This is a genomic window from Pedobacter sp. B4-66, from assembly GCF_018492665.1.
Taxonomy (GTDB): Bacteria; Bacteroidota; Bacteroidia; order Sphingobacteriales; family Sphingobacteriaceae; genus Pedobacter.
In genome coordinates this window covers 58,129-75,353 of the sequence record NZ_JAFVME010000009.1, presented here as the reverse complement: position 1 = coordinate 75,353, position 17,225 = coordinate 58,129, and the positions used below count along the sequence as shown (strand labels likewise).

Below are 17,225 nucleotides of genomic sequence, written 5' to 3'. Positions count from 1 at the left end.
ATGCGTATTAATCATTTGTTTTCAACACTATGTATAAGCGGTATAACCATGTTAACTGGTCTGGCGCTCCATACAAAAGCACAAGTAAGTGCCAATCAAAATCCCTATAAAGAATTGCCCTTAGGGGCAATTAAACCCCAGGGTTGGCTAAGAGAAATGCTGGTTCGCCAGAAAAATGGGGCAACAGGTAATCTGGATAAGTTATATCCAATTGTAATGAACGAGAGAAATGGATGGCTAGGTGGTGATGGGGATCAGTGGGAGCGAGGCCCGTATTGGATTGATGGTCTTTTACCTCTTGCTTATCTTTTGGATGATAAAGCGCTTATTGCTAAAACAAAGCCTTGGGTAGAGTGGGCAATTAAAAGTCAACAACCTGATGGGTATTTCGGCCCTACAAAAGACTATAGTTATGAGCGTGGCATGCAGCGCGACAATAGTCGCGATTGGTGGCCAAAAATGGTAATGCTAAAAGTGCTTAAACAGTACTACTCTGCCACTGGCGATAAAAGAGTGATCACAATGATGACTAATTACTTTAAGTATCAACTAAAGGAATTGCCGTCAAAGCCATTAGATCATTGGTCGTTTTGGGCCCGTTACCGTGGAGGTGACAACCTTCAGGTAGTATATTGGCTATATGATATTACCGGTGATAAATTTCTTCTTGACCTTGGGGAGTTAATTCATAAGCAAACTTTCGATTATACCAATGCCTTTTTAAATACGGATATGTTATCTACTTTAGGAAGCATCCATTGTGTTAATTTGGCTCAGGGGATGAAAGCGCCGATTGTCTATTATCAGCATCATCGCGAGAATAAGTATCTGGAAGCTACAGATAAAGGTTTTAGCGATTTACGCAAGCAAAATGGGGTTGCTCATGGTTTGTATGGTGGCGACGAGGCTTTGCATGGAAACAATCCGACACAAGGATCGGAACTTTGCAGTGCGGTAGAAATGATGTTTTCTCTGGAAAGTATGTTAGAAATTACTGGTAAGCTTAATTATGCCGATCAACTTGAAAAGATCGCATTTAATGCTTTGCCGGCTCAGGTTTCGGATGACTTCATGGATCGCCAGTACTATCAACAGGCAAATCAGGTAATGGTAACCAGACATACACGTAATTTTGATCAGGAGCATTCTGGTACAGATGTGTGCTATGGTTTGCTGTCTGGTTATCCATGTTGTACTTCAAATATGCATCAGGGATGGCCTAAGTTTGCTCAAAACCTTTGGTATCAAACGGCAGATAAAGGTGTAGCTGCTTTAGTATATTCTCCAAGTGAAGTGAAAACTACTGTTGCAAACGGAGTTGAAGTGAACTTTAAAGAGGAGACAAATTATCCTTTCGAAGAGACCATCAAGTTTACACTTAGCACCTCTAAAAAAGTAAAAGTGGTTTCTTTTCCTTTTCATCTTCGTATACCTGAATGGTGTAAGAAAGGTTTTGTAAAAATCAATGGACAGATATTTAAAGAGGCTAACGGTAACCAGATTGTTAAAATAGAACGCGAATGGAAGTCAGGTGATGTGGTAGAGCTGGAATTACCAATGCATATCTTTAAAAACAGATGGTACGAAAATTCGGTATCTGTTGAGCGTGGGCCAATTACTTATGCTTTAAAAATGAAGGAAGAGGTAACCAGAGTTAAGAATGTAAAAGATCCGGAAGAATATGGAAATTATTATGATGAGATCAGATCGTCTTCTCCATGGAATTATGGGTTAATTGAAACTGCCGATAACAAGCTTGAAGAGCAATATAAAGTGGAGAAAACAGGAGCTGTTTCTAATTACCCATGGAACCTTCAAAATTCGCCAATTTCTATTAAAACAAAGGGCAGAAGAATTCCATCATGGCAGTTGTATAATGAAATGACGGGGCCACTTCCTTACAGTTTTATTTACGGCCTGGAAACATCGGCAGAAGAAGAAATTACGCTGGTTCCTTATGGTTGTACCAATTTGCGTATTTCTCAGTTCCCGCTGGTCCAGAGAAAGTAAAGTGCCATTCAATACATTGTTAAACTGTGTTAAAGTCATCGTTAAACAATGTTAAAAAACATTTTCCGGTTGTTCAATAATTTATCTTCGGCAGCATAACGATCTTAAATCAATATCTGCTCTTATGAAAGGAACAATTAGAAAATGTTTTTTTTTAATCATTTCAACCCTGCTGTTTATCTCTAATACCTATTCTCAAAACGAAGAGAAAACTGCAGGAAAAGTAGCAGATACTACTAGTAATCTTGCTGAACAACAATTAAGTACAGTTAGTGTCACCGCGAAAAAGCCACTGATCCAAAGAAAAGGTAATAAAGTGATCTTAAATGTTGCCAATAGCATATTGGCCACCGGAAATTCTGCCTTCGATATACTTTCAAAAGCTCCTGGAGTAACTGTAGATAGTGAAGGGAATATTAGTTTGAAAGGTAGAAGGGGGGTAAGTATTATGCTAAACGGTAAGCTGACTTACTTATCAACTGAACAGTTAACCGTGCTATTACGTTCTACCCCTGGTAACTCAATTGAAAGTATTGAAATGATGAGTAATCCTTCGGCTAAATATGATGCAACCGGAAGTGCAGGTATTATTAACATCAAGCTAAAAAAGAATCAGAGCGATGGAACTAATGGCACCATCACTGCGGGTAGTGGCTACGGTAAATATTATAAGTACAATGGCGGCTTAATGCTTAATCATAGCGTAAACAAAGTAAAGTTTTTTGGAGATTATAATTACTCAGAAAATAAAGACTTTCAGGATCTCAACGTAAATCGAAGTAATACTTCGGGAGTAGAGCAAACCTATTTTAATCAAAAGGGTCGGGAAGTCTATCTTCATAAAGATAATACTTATAGAGCGGGAATCGACTATTATTTAAATGATAAAAGTGCATTGGGTTTCTCAATGAACGGATCGTTTAAAAACGTTAATGTAAACAGTGAAAATAGAACGTTGATGGGGAATAAGCCGATAGCTTATGATTCATCGGTGGTGGCTATTAATCCTGGTTCTAGTAAATATACTGATCAAACATATAATCTTAATTATAAGTTCACAATAGATACTTTAGGACAGGAGTTTAATGCAGATGTTGACTACGCACATTTTTATAGTAACAATAAAACAGTCTACAATAATTATTTCTACAATGCATTTGGAAATCCACTTAGAGCACCGCTAATTTATAGAAATGCTACGCCCTCAAATGTTAATATTCTTGTAGGAAAAGTAGACTATACGCTTCCATTGGCCTCTAAAATGAAATTGGAAGCAGGTGCGAAAAACAGCTATGTACGAACGGATAATGATTTTAAATTTGAAAATCTCCAGAATAATACCTGGAATAACGACACCTCTAGGAGTAACAGATTCATTTATAAAGAGCAGGTTAGTGCTGCTTATATCAATTTACATAAGGAATATAAATCGACAACAATTCAAGTTGGTTTAAGAGCCGAATTTACACACTCGGAGGGTAACTCTTTAACGGAAAAATTGATGGTGAAGAGAAACTATCTGGACTTATTTCCTAGCATTTTAATTAACCACACATTTACGCCAAATCATGAAATAGGTATTTCGTACAGTAGGAGGATAGATAGGCCAGACTACCAATCGTTAAATCCATTCCTGTTCTTTTCTGATCTGTATACTTATAATCAAGGGAACCCATTCTTAAATCCTCAGTATACAAATGCATTTGAGTTTTCTTATGGTTATAAAAAGATATTAAATGCAACGCTTGGTTACAGTGTAACACGTGACGTGATTACCACAACACTACTTACCGATAGTGTAAAGAAAACGCTGCTTATAAAAGACCAAAATATGGCAAATGAAAAAACTGTGAATCTGAATGTTAGTGCGCCATTAACACTCAGCAAATGGTGGAGTACAAATAATGAAGTTACTTTGTATCATACCAATTATAGTACACCAGAATTAATGGGAGTGCCTTTTAAAAGTAACAAGTTTACATGGTTGGTAAATACTACGCAAACTTTTCAATTGAATCAAACGCTTAGTGCCGAGCTTATCGCAAGCTATCAATCGGCTCAGATTTATGGAACCTACAAAGTAAAACCGATCTATGGAGTTGATATGGGATTAAGTAAATCCTTTTTCGATAATAAAATGAACCTTAAGCTAGCAGCTACAGATGTTTTTAATCAGCGTAAGGCGAACATCAGCAGTGCAATTAAGCAACAAGATTATAAGCTTTATCAAAAACCTGAAACAAGGGTGTTCAGGTTAACTTTTACCTATAATTTTGGGAGTAAATTGATTAGGGCTGTAAGAGAGCGGGTTAATGGCTCATCTGCCGAACAAAATAGAGTGAAGTCAAATTAATTAAGCGAAATATTTGTGAAGTAATTTCTCTAATTCCTGAGGGAAAAGAGGTTTCTTTAAAAGCTTAATTACATGTGGATTAGCCTCTGCTTTTTTTATATCCCCAAAATCTAAGGTTGATGACAGTATTGCTATCAGGCATTTATCGGTTACTGAAGCAGGGAATTTCTTGTAAATCTCCAAAAACTCAAATCCGTCCATTTCGGGCATTTGTATATCTAACAAGATGAAGTCGGGCAGGTTCGCTACATCATCAACATGTTTGCTTAGATAAGATAAGGCCTCTTCACCTGATTGGCATAAAATAGTTTCATCAAATAGCTTGGAGATCGAAATGATTTTTGAGTTTATTTTTAGATCCACCTCATTGTCATCCACCAGCATTACTTTTTTGTACTTACTTAACATTAGGGATTGTAATTTTAAAAGTTGTTCCATCTGTAGTATTTGAACTTACAGATATCTTTCCATTGATCTTATTTAGTGCTTCTTTAACAATAAATAAGCCGAGGCCGCTACCATGATTAATTTTGCTTTTAAAGAACTGTGTGAAAATCTTTTCAAGGTGCTCATTTAAAATACCCATTCCATTATCGGCAATAGTAATTTCTACAACAACAGGAGTTACATTAACATTGATGTCAACCTTTTTATTCTTTTCGTCTTCTTTTTGATATTTGATTGCATTTGATATCAAATTGCCCAATATTACTTCAATTCTAAAAACATCACCATAAAATGGAACCTCCTGTTTAATCTCAACATGAAAGTGAGTGTCTCTATCACTATAAGAATAAAGTTCAATCAGTTCATTTATTAGTTTCGAAAAATCTACTGAGGTATGTTTGGCAATCGTTTTACTATTTTTATAATATTGTAATGTCTTTTGTATGTAGTAATCCAGCTTATTTGAACAGGTTTCAATTAAACCCCAGTATTCGCCACTAGAATTGAAAAGTCCTTCCATTTTTACCAAATTTACAATACCCATAGTCGAAACAAGGGGAGCTCTTAATTCATGAGAAATACTGTAAATAAATCTATTTAACTCGTCATTGGTTTTTTCCAGTTCAACTATTTTATTCTTTAAGTCTATCTTAGTTTTGTAGGCATCATAAGCATTCTTTATAGAGTTATGTAGCTCTAAATCATTCCACGGCTTAGTAATATATCTATAAATATCACCATGATTAATTGCGTCAGCCAATGCTTCTATATCGGTATATCCAGTAAGTAATATCCTTATTGGGTCTGGATAGGTGTTGATAATACTTTTAAAAAATTCCACACCAGTGGTCTGCGGCATTTTTTGATCCGCAATAATCACATGAACAGAAATATTTTCCAATATCTTTAAACCCTCTGCGGCCGAAATAGCAGTATAGATCTCATATTGTCTTCTAAAGCCTGCTTTAAAAGCATGTAAATTGTTCTCTTCATCATCAATATAAAGAACCCGTACCGTTGGCGCATTCATAAATAAGGTGTTAATTTCCGTTGTTTATAGGCAAGGTAATAATAAATTCGGTACCTTGATTCACTTTTGTTACAACATCAATATTTCCATTGTGATTTTCTATAATTCTAAAAACTATAGATAAACCGAGCCCCGTCCCCTCTCCAACATCTTTAGTAGTAAAGAAGGGCTCAAATATTTTCTGTTTTACTTCGTCAGGCATGCCAGTTCCACTATCCTTTATGCTGATTTTTACGTGTTTGTCTTCTTGCCATGTTTTTATGGTAACAAACTCTTCCTCATTTTGTTCTGGTTTAGATTTAATAGCATAGATGCCATTGGTAATTAAATTCATGAATACCTGATTTATCTTACCCGGCATACACTCAACAAGAGGAAGTACCTGATAGTCTTTTACTATTTTTAAGTTAGAAGGGAATGTACTTCTGATTAGCACAAGTGTAGAATCAAGTCCTTCATTTAGATCCACAGGTTTAGTGTCATTTTCATCAAGCCTACTGAAATTTTTGAGACTTCTGATTATTTCTGCAGTCCTTCTTGCCCCTTCATCAATTCCGGATAACAATAACTTGATCTCTTCTCTTACAAAAGAAATGTCGATTTGTTTTTTAAAAGATTCAATATTAGTGATCTGGGGTTTAATCTCCTGGTTAAAATCAATTGCTTCATACATATGAATAACTGAGTCCAAGTCCAGGATATCAAGTTCAAGAGGTTTGATATTTGAGGTTACAAAGTTTATTGGGTTATTAATCTCGTGCGCAATACCGGCGGTAAGCTGACCCAGCCCTGCCATTTTTTCTGAGTCAACTAATTGGCTCTGCGCTTCTTTTAGATCAGTTAAAGCCAATTCTAATTCTTCTGTACGTTCCTTAACTCTGAATTCTAAAACAATATTTTGTTCGCGCACTAGTCTCTCATTCTCTGTGATCGCCCGTAACGATTCTGCCTGTGATTCTTCTTTTTCCTTTTTAAATGTGTTTATTTTATCTGCAAGTGCAAAAGATAGTAGCGTCACTTCGAGCGCGGACCCAAAAGGCATCATGTTATAGGTAAGTGTATTATAGGGAAGTATGTTGTAGTCTTTCAATACAAAACTACATACGCCAAGCAAAAATACACTCCAGGCAACTAGGAAAAACTTAGCAGGTTTATATCCTAAAGAATATACTCGAGATGCAACCACTAACATGTATAAAGCCGCTACTACCGCCGTAACCTGAATAGTTTGATAGCCAATGTTCAAATGGCCACTAAAGGCGGCTATAAGTGCCAAAATGTAAGGAATGTAAAATAGATTCAGGAACTTATCCATTTTAGGTACATAATGAGCAGTATGTAAAAACTGTTTCATAAATTCAATAGCCGTCATTGCAGCTAGCGAACTTAAAATGTAGACGGAGTATGTGGAAAGCCAAATGTTATCTGGCCATAAAAATTTAAAAGTATACCCTTGAAAATTAGCTTGTGTAAGCGCAATTACAAAAATGTAAATAATGTAATAAAGGTAACTTTTGTCTTTAGTTGATATAAATAGAAACAGGTTGTAAATAAACATTACACTTACAATACCTATATAGAGTCCAAAAATCAAAAAGGAATTTTGAATCTCTTGAATGAAGCTATCACTATTGCCTAGAATCAATGGAGCTTGTAATTGCTCTCCGCCACTAATTCTAATGAAAATTTTATAAGGTTCATTTGGAGTTAGTTCAAATTTAAAGCTAAAAACAGGGTTGTCAAATTTTCTATTGGAATATCGTACCCGATCACCAGTCTTATTTTGGTACACTATCTGATTATTGGCATTTATTAAATAGAAGTCTATATAGTCAATCGTTGGGAGCTGTAATTGTAACATCGTAGAAGGACTGTTACTCTCGTTTTTAACATTGAATTGCAGCCAATAAGCAATGCTGGAGACACCTAAATTTGGTACTGCAGTATTTTCTTTAATAAAGTTTTTGTTTTTTATAGCACCATTAATGTCCAAGAGACCACTGGAGTCTGCATAAATTGAAGTGCTTTTTCCAAAGTTACGTTCCAGCTTGCCATTTTTTACACGGAGGGTATCCTGGCAAAAAGATGTGGCAGGCATTAGTGAAAATGTTATTACCGATAACAGGATAAACGCAAAGAATCTAGTCATCATATTTTGGAATAACTAGTTGGTAATCTATTTCAACTTCTCCTTTCGGACCCATTTCAAAAGTATGTTGTACCGGATTGTTTCTCAAATCGAAAATCCTGTTTCTATCAAACTCTTCAGCAGTTTCTAGAGTTTCTGCATTCATTTTTCTTAGTACCCGGGCAATATAGCTATCATTAGGATAAACAAATTCACCTCCTTTACCAAGGCCATCTTCTACTACAAAACCAACTTTTTTTACCATAGGCAAAGTATAATCGGCACATATTGTAAATAAAGATGCCAATCGAACCTGGTTTACAATCGCAATTCCAGCTCTAACCAAAAGAATACTTATACCAATACCTGCTACGCTCTTCGCATTCCATAGTCCACAAAGTTCACCGGTGCCATCATCAAAGTATTCATTAATTATTGTTGCTACATTGGGATCCATAGTTCCAACAGCCTTTTCAACGGGAAGTGGATGGACGCCATCTGCAATATGCACCCTTACACCACCAACCACTTCCCCATTTTCAGTTTCAGCGACAATACCATGTACGTTAGGTAAAGTCATCCATTGCCTGTTATTGGTTGTAATATTTGTTATACCATAATCTTTTAGTACCTGAACATGCCCTTCAAGATATTTCTCGCACGTTTCAGCATCTTTAATTGCGGTAAATGAACGGAACCTCAGTTTTACTCCCATAAATCTAATTAAAAATCAATGTATCTTTCAAAAGCCTGCGAACAGATTTTACGGAAGCTTCATCTGCATAAGATAACCTAAACATAAATACACCTTGTTTTTTTTCTAATATGGGAAAAATTTCTTTAAGAGCGCTTTGAAGATCAGAAAGATCTTTTGCCATTTTATCAGTTAATTCCTTACCATTGCCATGATTTAATCTCGCAAAGAGAAATAATGGTGCAGAGATTGGATGAAATGCTAATCCTTCAAGATTTGCCTTTAACCATACACGTTGTACAATTTCACCTGCTTGAACAAAGCTTTTAGCACTGTAATCAGGCATAGTAATCAAACCAATGCCAGAAGAACTTACAATTGCATTTTTTGATAGTTTTTCGAATGCGGCACCTCCTCCCCAATGATTCAGTAACTTGATAACACCTGGTTCAGATGCAACAATTAATCCTGTTTTATCCGACTCTGAAAGTTCAAGACTTCTAATATCAAGGCCATCTTTTGTTTTGTTTACATCTTCATCAGTCCAGCGTATTTCCTTATTGTAAAAATCGTAATGACCCTGCGGGTACAAGAAGCGAACTCTTTCAACTTTGGATACAATATCAGCTATTGTCTTAATTTGCTCTTTATCTTCTAATATGTCAAGAGTAACATCAATATCTGAGTGTTTAACGTTTTTCAAATTAGAAATGACCTGATCATCAATTTTTTGACCTGTTCCAGATTTTCGATTAGTCATCCTAAGGCCTATGGCACGAAACATTTCGCTATCGTGTTGCTGTGACGACTCCTGAAAGGCAAACGCCGCCACTAGTCTTTTGTTAGATGAATTCGGAAAGTATTTTGGTTCTACTAGTAATCCTGAATTACCAGCAGCAATTTTTAACGTTTCAATAGTAGCACCAAAAGCAATATTAGAGGTGATATTGTCAAAATCTCCCCATGAAACAGAATGTTTCTCATCGTGGAAAAGGAAAAGCTTTCCTTTAGACACAAACCATTTCCATGGTTGATTATTTCCTGCCGACGGAGCTAGAGTGGCAGTAGAAACCAGCTCTTTAATTCTTTCATCATTAAGAATAACCGTGTTAATGTCGATATGCTCTGTTGCTTTTTCCATTTCATCTAGCGAAAGGTCTTCGGCGGGATATTCTTTAACATTATAATCCTGATCGGGCCTAGGTTGTTTATCACCAATCAGGTCACTCATGTCAACCCAATACCTGCCAGACTCATGATATTGATCTAGAATGATTCGTCTACAAACATCTGCCCCTAACGCACCTCCAAGTGTTACAGCTGATGCCAGCTGTGGCCAAGTGGTAATCGTTTGGCCAACTTCTATCATAGAAGCCTTTAGTCTTGTCGATACGGTTTCAATGCCTATCATTGCCAACAAAAAAGGTACTTTTTCTTCATTGGTTTTAAGATATTTAACCTGACTATAGTCGAGATGGTCTATTAAGCCATGAAGTATCGGGCGGTCTGGCTCCAGGTCAAATCTTTCAACATCTAAGGTTCCACGGTCACTTGTATCCATTACTACAGGAATTCCTAAAGGTTTGGCAACATTTCTTAACTGAATCTTTATGTCTAAACTGTCACATTCGTCTACTACGATGTCAAGATTGCCACCTTCAGTAAAGTAACGCTCCATGTTTTCTTCGGTGAGTCCATCATAAAAACAAGTTACCTTAAGGTAAGGATCTATTTCTTTAATTTCTCTTGCTACAATTGCTACTTTTGGTAATCCCAGATTATGAACACCTGTTCTTATTCTATTTATGTTAGTTAGCTCAAGTACGTCAAAATCAGCAAGTCTGATTTCACCAAAACTTCTTTCCATTGCCATCGTAATAGAAATGGACTGACCAACAGAAAGACCTACAACTCCAATTTTTTGTTTACCTAGGATGTCGCGCTCTTCTCTTGTTATTTTATAAATATTTCTGTTGGTTCTTACCTCGATGAACTCTTCTTCATCCAGTAAGTGAACCAATCTGTTAGACCATGGGTAAAATACCCATACTCCATATTCCTGCATAGACAGATTCCCAATGTGAATTTTTTTTAATTGTTCTAATTCCTCTTGACTGGGTTTTTTCTTCGGTAGTGTAGATTTTATTAAATCATCCAACTGAGTGTCAATTTGGTCATGTATGGAAATATAAGGCTTATTCTTAAGTAATTCCTCAAGCTTATTTTTGTCATCTTTCAAATAAATTCGAAAAAATAAAGGCTCTGTAGCCATAGTGTCTTCCACCAAGTGGTTCTCAAGTAATAGCATTGTAATAATAGATAAAATTATGCCCCCAATTATTTATTTCAATAAATACAAAAATAGTATATTTGCTAGATATTTAACTATCTTAAGTAGGGGTTTAAATAATTTTGCACAGTTTTTTAATTTATGGATAGGCAATTAATAAGTGTATTGTATGTTGACGATGAAATACATAATCTAAATGCCTTTAAAGCTTCTTTTAGAAGGGTTTTTAAAGTGCATACGGCAGAATCTGCTGCAGATGCTATCCAGGTATTGGAAAAGGAGTATGTTAATATCATTCTTACAGATCAACGCATGCCTGTTACTACAGGTATAGAGTTTTTAGAATCAATCATTGAGAAATATCCTGATCCAATTAGGATGCTGCTTACAGGGTATGCGGATATAAATGCGGTAATTGAAGCGATAAATAAAGGGCAGGTTTATTTATATCTTACTAAACCTTGGGAGGAAGCAGATCTTCAGTCGGCTCTTGAAAAAGCATTTGAGGTGTTTTCTTTAAGAGAAAGAAACAAGGAATTAACCAATGAACTTCTAGTAGTTAATGAACAACTAGAGTTTATGTTGAGACAAAAATTACTGTCGTAGGTACCGTCTTTAATTGGAGATGCAATTAATAGCGTTTACGTAATTGACATAAAAAAGACCAAATTTTTTGAACCGCAGATTACCTTTGCACTATGATATGTAAAGACGAAAGTCCGTATCAAGAAGTATGTGAGAAGGTGTATATGCGCAGCGGAAATTTTTACAATTGGCAGAAGAGATTTTTCGGGTGATCATTCGGAAAACAAAGAGTTTAGAATTCGAATCAAACTATTAAGTAATATAATTATATAGTTGTACTGAAAAATAATTTTTAAGCTAAATAACTTCATTAAAACTTATAAAAGTAATATATTTAACAAAAAACATTTCGGAGATTATGAGTAGTGGTGCTTCAATAAACGTTTTATATGTAGATGATGAACTTCATAATCTAAACTCTTTTAAAGCTGGATTTAGGAGGGTATTTAATGTTTATACAGCAGAATCTGCTATGGAAGGAAGGAGAATCCTAGAGACAGTAGAGGATATCCATGTTGTAATTACAGATCAAAGAATGCCGGTTATGACTGGTATTGAATTCTTAGAATCTATCTTGCCTGACTTTCCAGATCCGATAAGAATACTCCTTACAGGATATGCGGATATAAATGCCGTTATCGATGCAATAAATAGGGGACAAGTTTATAAATATATTCAGAAACCCTGGATGGATGAAGATTTGAGGATCAACATAGAAAAAGCCTTTGAAATATATTCTTTAAGAAAAGAAAACAGGGAACTTACCCAACAGCTTATATTAGCAAATAAGCAATTAGAGTTTTTACTAAGACAAAATAATTTGTAGTAAAAAAAATTAAAGCTCTTTTCTCAAGCGGGCAACCGGAATATTCATCTGCTCTCTATATTTCGCAACAGTTCTGCGGGCAATGTTATATCCTCTATCTTTAAGTATTTCAGTAAGCTTTTCATCAGCAAGGGGTTTACGTTTATCCTCATTGCCAATGCAGTCTTCAAGGATTTTCTTAACCTCTTTGTTAGAAACTTCTTCACCACTTTCGGTTTGAATTGCTTCTGAGAAGAAAGATTTTAATAGAAAAGTGCCAAATTCTGTTTGCACATATTTTGAATTGGCAACTCTCGAAACCGTAGAAATATCCATATCTATTTTATCGGCAATGTCTTTTAAGATCATTGGACGCATTTTGCGCTCATCCCCGGTAAGCAAATATTCATATTGATATTGCATGATGGCATTCATGGTTTTCAGCAAGGTTTGTTGCCTTTGTTTGATCGCATCAATAAACCATTTTGCAGAGTCCAGTTTTTGTTTTACAAACTGAACTGCCTCTTTCATTTTTTTGTCTTTTTGAGATGCCTTATCATAGTGATCAAACATATCAATGTAAGAGCGGCTAACTCTTAATTCTGGTGCATTTTTTGAATTAAGTGTAAGTATCAAGACCCCATCATTGTTTGAAACATGAAAGTCAGGTATAACTTGCAATTGCTTAGTCGTTATCTGATTAGAATCTCCCGGTTTAGGGTTAAGCCTTAATATTTCTGCAATTATTTCTTTAAGATCCTCACTACTTAAGCCTAATGATTTTTCTAGCTTATCATAATGCTTTTTTGTAAACTCATCTAGATAGTTCTCTACAATTTCTATAGCTTTTAGGATAATTGGATTATTAGGATCTTTACGCTTTAACTGAAGTGTTAAACATTCTTGCAAATCGCGAGCAGCAATACCAGGAGGGTCAAATGCCTGAATAACTTTAAGCATTTCTAGAACATCCTCTTCTTCAACCATTACATTTTGTGAAAAAGCAAGATCATCGATCATAGAGGTAATGGGGCGTCGTAGGTAACCATCATCATCCAGGCTTCCTATAATTTGTTTGCCAATAATAAAGTCCTGATCAGATAAGGGAACAAGGTCTAATTGTTCTTGTAGGCTTTCAAAAAAGGTGCTTTCAATGGCAATAGGGGTTTCTTTTTTCTCATCATCGTCATCATTGTTGTTATACGATGTGCTATAGTCATTTACACTATCATCCTGTAAATAATCATCTACATTAAATTCATCAACACTTTCTTCCTTTGGTCCGCCATCAAAATCGTCTGGGGTATCATTTAAATCATCATATTCACTTTTAGGTTCTTCTGCAATCATCAAGCTTGGGTCTTCCAGAGCCGGATTTTCTTCCAGTTCTTCCTTAATCCTAGTATCTAAAGCAACAGTGGGGACCTGCAGCAATTTTATAAATTGAATTTGCTGAGGTGATAATTTTTGAAGGAGTTTTTGTTGTAAATGTTGTTTAAGCATAGAGTAAGTGGATAGGTAATTTTATATACCTGTTTCAAAAATACGCATTTCGTTCATATTATAGCAATTGCCACAATTTTATTATAGAAAATAGCTGATAAACAGCGCGAAATGTATTAGTCGTTTTTAGCGAAATATTTCTTCTACTTTACAATAATTGATTTTTGAGAATTATAACTTCGGATGGAGGTTATATGAGTAAACATTGATTTAGGAAAGTTTATAAGCGGTGACGTGTTTATGTTCTGCTATTACTATAAAAGAACGCACACCGCCTAAATGAGGTATAAGTCCGAGCTTTGTATTCAAAAAATTATAGTAGGCCGCTGAACTGGTTGTAACCACTTTAAGCTGGAAATCAAAATCTCCTGCTGTATGATAACATTCCATTACCTCATCGAATGTGGAAACTGCCTTATGAAAATTATTTAATGCCTCAGCAGAATGATCATTTAGTTGAACAAGAGTATAAACGGTTAATATCTGTTGGAGCTTTTTCAAATCGAGCAACACGATCGAAGATTTTATAATGCCTCTACTTCTTAAAGATTTTATTCTTTCGTGCGTTGTTGATTCTGATCTGTATACCTTATTAGCAATTTGCTTTACTGGCATCTCTGCATTTTCTTGTAAAAGCATTAAGATCTCAATATCTATTGAGTCTAATTCTGGGAATTTAAGCATAGTTTCCATTTAACAATTTTATTGTTCCCGGCAACTTTTCAGAATTAGTTGCTGCAAATATATAATAATATTTGATAAGTGGAGATAGCTAGAGTAATAATGGCAATGGTGTTTGTATGCAAATAATATTTTGCGTATTGGTGTTTTGTAGATGCTTAGGCAAATTATAAATGGAGAAGTTTATCGCTCGTCATAATATTTACTGAAGTTAAAGGAGCTGGTTGATAGGTGGTTTTATAATTAACAACTTTGTATCAAGTTCAAGTGGACTCATGGTTAATGTCTGTCAAAGGGATTCCTATAACAGGTTAAATTTAGGTTAAAAGTGGTTATGTCTGGATGGGCAGCCACTTTTTTGAATTTCTCTAAAAACAATTCTTTGATATGAGTGTTTAATTTTCTAATTTTAGTTAAAACATAACTAAACTATTATGGGATTTGTAAAAGAATTTAAAGAATTCGCCATCAAGGGCAGTGTAATGGATCTTGCTGTCGGTGTAATCATCGGTGGTGCTTTTGGAAAGATCATTGACAGTGTTGTTAATGATCTTATTATGCCATTAATTTCATCAGTAGTCGGATCAGTTGATTTTAGTAATATGTATGTAGTGCTAAAGGGAAGCGTTGCTGAAGGAATGGCGCTTGTTGAGGCAAGAAAAGTTCCAGGCGCAGTGGTTTTTGCTTATGGTAATTTCATTACAGTAGCTATTAATTTCCTATTACTTGCTTTAGCAGTATTTATGCTTGTAAAAGGTATTAATTCTATGAAACGCAAACAAGAGGCCGTTGCAGCCGCACCTGCAGGGCCAACAAAAGAAGAAGTTTTACTTACTGAAATTAGAGATTTACTTAAAAAGTAAATCAAAAGGTTTTTTTGACACCTGGGTCGGTTATTATGATATAGTCACCCAGGTGTTTGTATTTTTGCCAGTCTGGAGCACCAAAATCTGTCGAAGGAAAGCAAGATAGATTGGATATATTAAGCTTTTTTAACGAGTTTTTTAATTTTGCTAGAGTACCTAATTTCTCATCACTATGAAAACGGCCATTAAGTTGTAACACTTTTGTATTCTTGTTCTTTTTTAGATACTTAACTATAGACCAAGACATCGCTGCATCCCAAAAGTTTTGTGTTTGATATATTTTCATACCACCCATGTTATGGCTTCCCAATTCTTTAATGAACTTATCATAATATCTTCCGGTTGCAGTATCAATAGGTAGCGGTGGCAGAAAAGATTTTGATTCTTTAGGTAAGATATTTAAGGCATCTAAACCTGCTTTGCTAACCATATTGCTATATCTGGCTGCTCCATTGGCTCCAATCACATTTATTTTATTGGTTTTAGCATATTCAATCAGGGATCTGTAATCTTTATAATTGTTCCATGCTCTAGCTTCTTTTGTAAAGTTTTTCTCAGAGATGTAGCCACCCAAATATTCGTTTATTACTGGTTGTACGTCGGTATGGAACATTTCCATTGAAAGGGCTAATTTTGGATAAGCATTATGCATTTGTTTAAAAATCTCCATTTCCAATACATGCCCGACAGAATCATTATGTTCTTCACCAAAAAATAATACATCTGTTTTATCCAGGTCTTTAATCAGCTGATCAATAGATATAGTTTTTTCGTTTTTAACATCATATATTTTATACAGCTGTGAAGTTTGAGCAATGGCTAAAAAGGGTAGGCAAATGCAAAAAATGGGAAGAAGAAGTTTCATGCCCAAAAGTAAGAGATATTTTCACCGATTAAAAATGCACGTTTACCGACCTTTAGCATTGTTATAAATTTATAGTATTGGCCAATGGGTAGGTTCTATATACATTTGAGGTAGTTAAATAAAGTATAAATTAAAGCAGAGCACTATAGTTCAATAAGTTTTATTGGATTGATAAATTAAGAAGCAATGGAAAAATTCACAAACAACAACAGTTCTAGCAGATTATGGAGTGGGCTGATTATACTGGGGGTTGGTCTGGTGTTCTTTTTAAAGAATTTCGGGATAGATATACCACAATGGGTTATTAGCTGGCACACATTATTGATTGTGATCGGTTTGCTGGTTGGTTATAAAAGGAATTTTGATGGTGGCGGATGGTTGATTATGGTGCTGGTAGGCGGTTTTTTTACCCTTGAAGACATTGCAGAATTTGACATGTCTAAGTACTATTTCGCCATTGCATTTATTATTCTTGGGTTGTTCATGATTTTTAAGCCCAAAAGAAAAGAGCTAGATAGAGAGCGATGGAAAAAGAGATGGCAGAAAAAACATGCTGATTTTGGCAACTTTAATGAGCCAGTAAATACTGATGGACCTAAAGAATATACTGATATTGATAAAGATGATATTCTCGATTCCGTGAATGTTTTTGGAGGTAGTCATCAAAATGTGTATTCAAAAAATTTTAAAGGTGGAGATGTAATCGCAATTTTTGGTGGTTCAGATATCAACTTAACTCAGGCTGATTTTGAGGGTACGATCATTCTTGATGTGGTTGCAATATTTGGAGGATTAAAGATTGTAATTCCACCAAGCTGGGAAGTGAAATCAGAAGTTACTGCCATATTCGGTGGTATGGATGATAAGAGAGCTATGGGCCAGGTAATAGATGGGCCAAGAAAAATAATAATTATTAAGGGGGTGGCATTATTTGGCGGGGTGGATATTAGAAACTTTTAAAACCCTAC

The 17,225-nt window shown here is 35.3% G+C and carries 14 protein-coding genes; 6 read left to right on the top strand and 8 right to left on the bottom strand.

Features of this window, described 5'->3' with window-relative positions:
- Both J1905_RS15335 and J1905_RS15330 read left to right on the top strand, forming a co-directional pair.
- Positions 1–2,010, top strand: a complete 2,010-nt coding sequence (locus J1905_RS15335) for a beta-L-arabinofuranosidase domain-containing protein (protein ID WP_214228179.1) — start codon at positions 1–3, stop codon at positions 2,008–2,010.
- A gap of 124 nt (positions 2,011–2,134) precedes the next feature.
- Positions 2,135–4,363 (top strand): outer membrane beta-barrel family protein, encoded by a 2,229-nt coding sequence (locus tag J1905_RS15330; protein ID WP_214228177.1) that lies wholly within the window; start codon positions 2,135–2,137, stop codon positions 4,361–4,363.
- Here the strand turns inward: J1905_RS15330 and J1905_RS15325 are convergent, their stop codons facing one another.
- The 5 genes from J1905_RS15325 to J1905_RS15305 are packed head-to-tail and all read right to left on the bottom strand — an operon-like array spanning position 4,364 to position 10,970.
- Positions 4,364–4,771, bottom strand: coding sequence for a response regulator (locus J1905_RS15325; protein WP_173093129.1), 408 nt, complete (start codon positions 4,769–4,771; stop codon positions 4,364–4,366).
- Positions 4,761–5,840 carry a hybrid sensor histidine kinase/response regulator gene (locus J1905_RS15320; RefSeq protein ID WP_214228175.1) on the bottom strand — a complete coding sequence of 360 codons (1,080 nt, stop codon included), beginning with the start codon at positions 5,838–5,840 and terminating at the stop codon, positions 4,761–4,763. The genes J1905_RS15325 and J1905_RS15320 overlap by 11 nt, the downstream gene beginning before the upstream one ends.
- 10 nt (positions 5,841–5,850) lie before the next feature.
- Entirely contained in the window at positions 5,851–7,992 is a 2,142-nt protein-coding gene (locus J1905_RS15315) for a sensor histidine kinase (RefSeq protein WP_214228174.1), read from the bottom strand.
- Positions 7,982–8,683 (bottom strand): hypothetical protein, encoded by a 702-nt coding sequence (locus J1905_RS15310; protein WP_214228172.1) that lies wholly within the window; start codon positions 8,681–8,683, stop codon positions 7,982–7,984. Before J1905_RS15310 ends, J1905_RS15315 begins: the two co-directional genes overlap by 11 nt.
- Before the next feature lie 4 nt (positions 8,684–8,687).
- Positions 8,688–10,970 (bottom strand): Rv1355c family protein, encoded by a 2,283-nt coding sequence (locus tag J1905_RS15305; protein WP_214228171.1) that lies wholly within the window; start codon positions 10,968–10,970, stop codon positions 8,688–8,690.
- 123 nt (positions 10,971–11,093) lie between these two features.
- On the opposite strand from J1905_RS15305, the gene J1905_RS15300 reads away from it, so the two are divergent.
- Both J1905_RS15300 and J1905_RS15295 read left to right on the top strand, forming a co-directional pair.
- A complete protein-coding gene (locus J1905_RS15300; RefSeq protein WP_214228170.1) occupies positions 11,094–11,558 on the top strand; it encodes a response regulator in 465 nt (154 codons plus the stop codon).
- A gap of 337 nt (positions 11,559–11,895) precedes the next feature.
- Positions 11,896–12,363: a response regulator gene (locus tag J1905_RS15295; protein ID WP_214228169.1), complete on the top strand. Its 468-nt coding sequence runs from the start codon at positions 11,896–11,898 to the stop codon at positions 12,361–12,363.
- Positions 12,364–12,372: 9 nt separating this feature from the next.
- On the opposite strand, the gene rpoN is transcribed toward J1905_RS15295, so the two are convergent.
- Complete coding sequence (gene rpoN / locus J1905_RS15290) at positions 12,373–13,845, bottom strand: RNA polymerase factor sigma-54 (RefSeq protein ID WP_214228167.1); 1,473 nt, start codon at positions 13,843–13,845, stop codon at positions 12,373–12,375.
- Positions 13,846–14,055: 210 nt separating this feature from the next.
- Positions 14,056–14,529, bottom strand: coding sequence for an Lrp/AsnC family transcriptional regulator (locus J1905_RS15285; RefSeq protein ID WP_214228166.1), 474 nt, complete (start codon positions 14,527–14,529; stop codon positions 14,056–14,058).
- A 431-nt stretch (positions 14,530–14,960) separates the two neighbouring features.
- On the opposite strand from J1905_RS15285, the gene mscL reads away from it, so the two are divergent.
- On the top strand, positions 14,961–15,389 hold the full coding sequence (mscL, locus tag J1905_RS15280) for a large conductance mechanosensitive channel protein MscL (protein WP_214228165.1): 429 nt from the start codon (positions 14,961–14,963) through the stop codon (positions 15,387–15,389).
- A gap of 1 nt (position 15,390) precedes the next feature.
- On the opposite strand, the gene J1905_RS15275 is transcribed toward mscL, so the two are convergent.
- Positions 15,391–16,257 (bottom strand): ChaN family lipoprotein, encoded by an 867-nt coding sequence (locus J1905_RS15275; RefSeq protein ID WP_214228164.1) that lies wholly within the window; start codon positions 16,255–16,257, stop codon positions 15,391–15,393.
- Between the two features lie 186 nt (positions 16,258–16,443).
- On the opposite strand from J1905_RS15275, the gene J1905_RS15270 reads away from it, so the two are divergent.
- Complete coding sequence (locus J1905_RS15270; protein ID WP_214228162.1) at positions 16,444–17,217, top strand: LiaF transmembrane domain-containing protein; 774 nt, start codon at positions 16,444–16,446, stop codon at positions 17,215–17,217.
- Positions 17,218–17,225 lie beyond the last annotated feature (8 nt).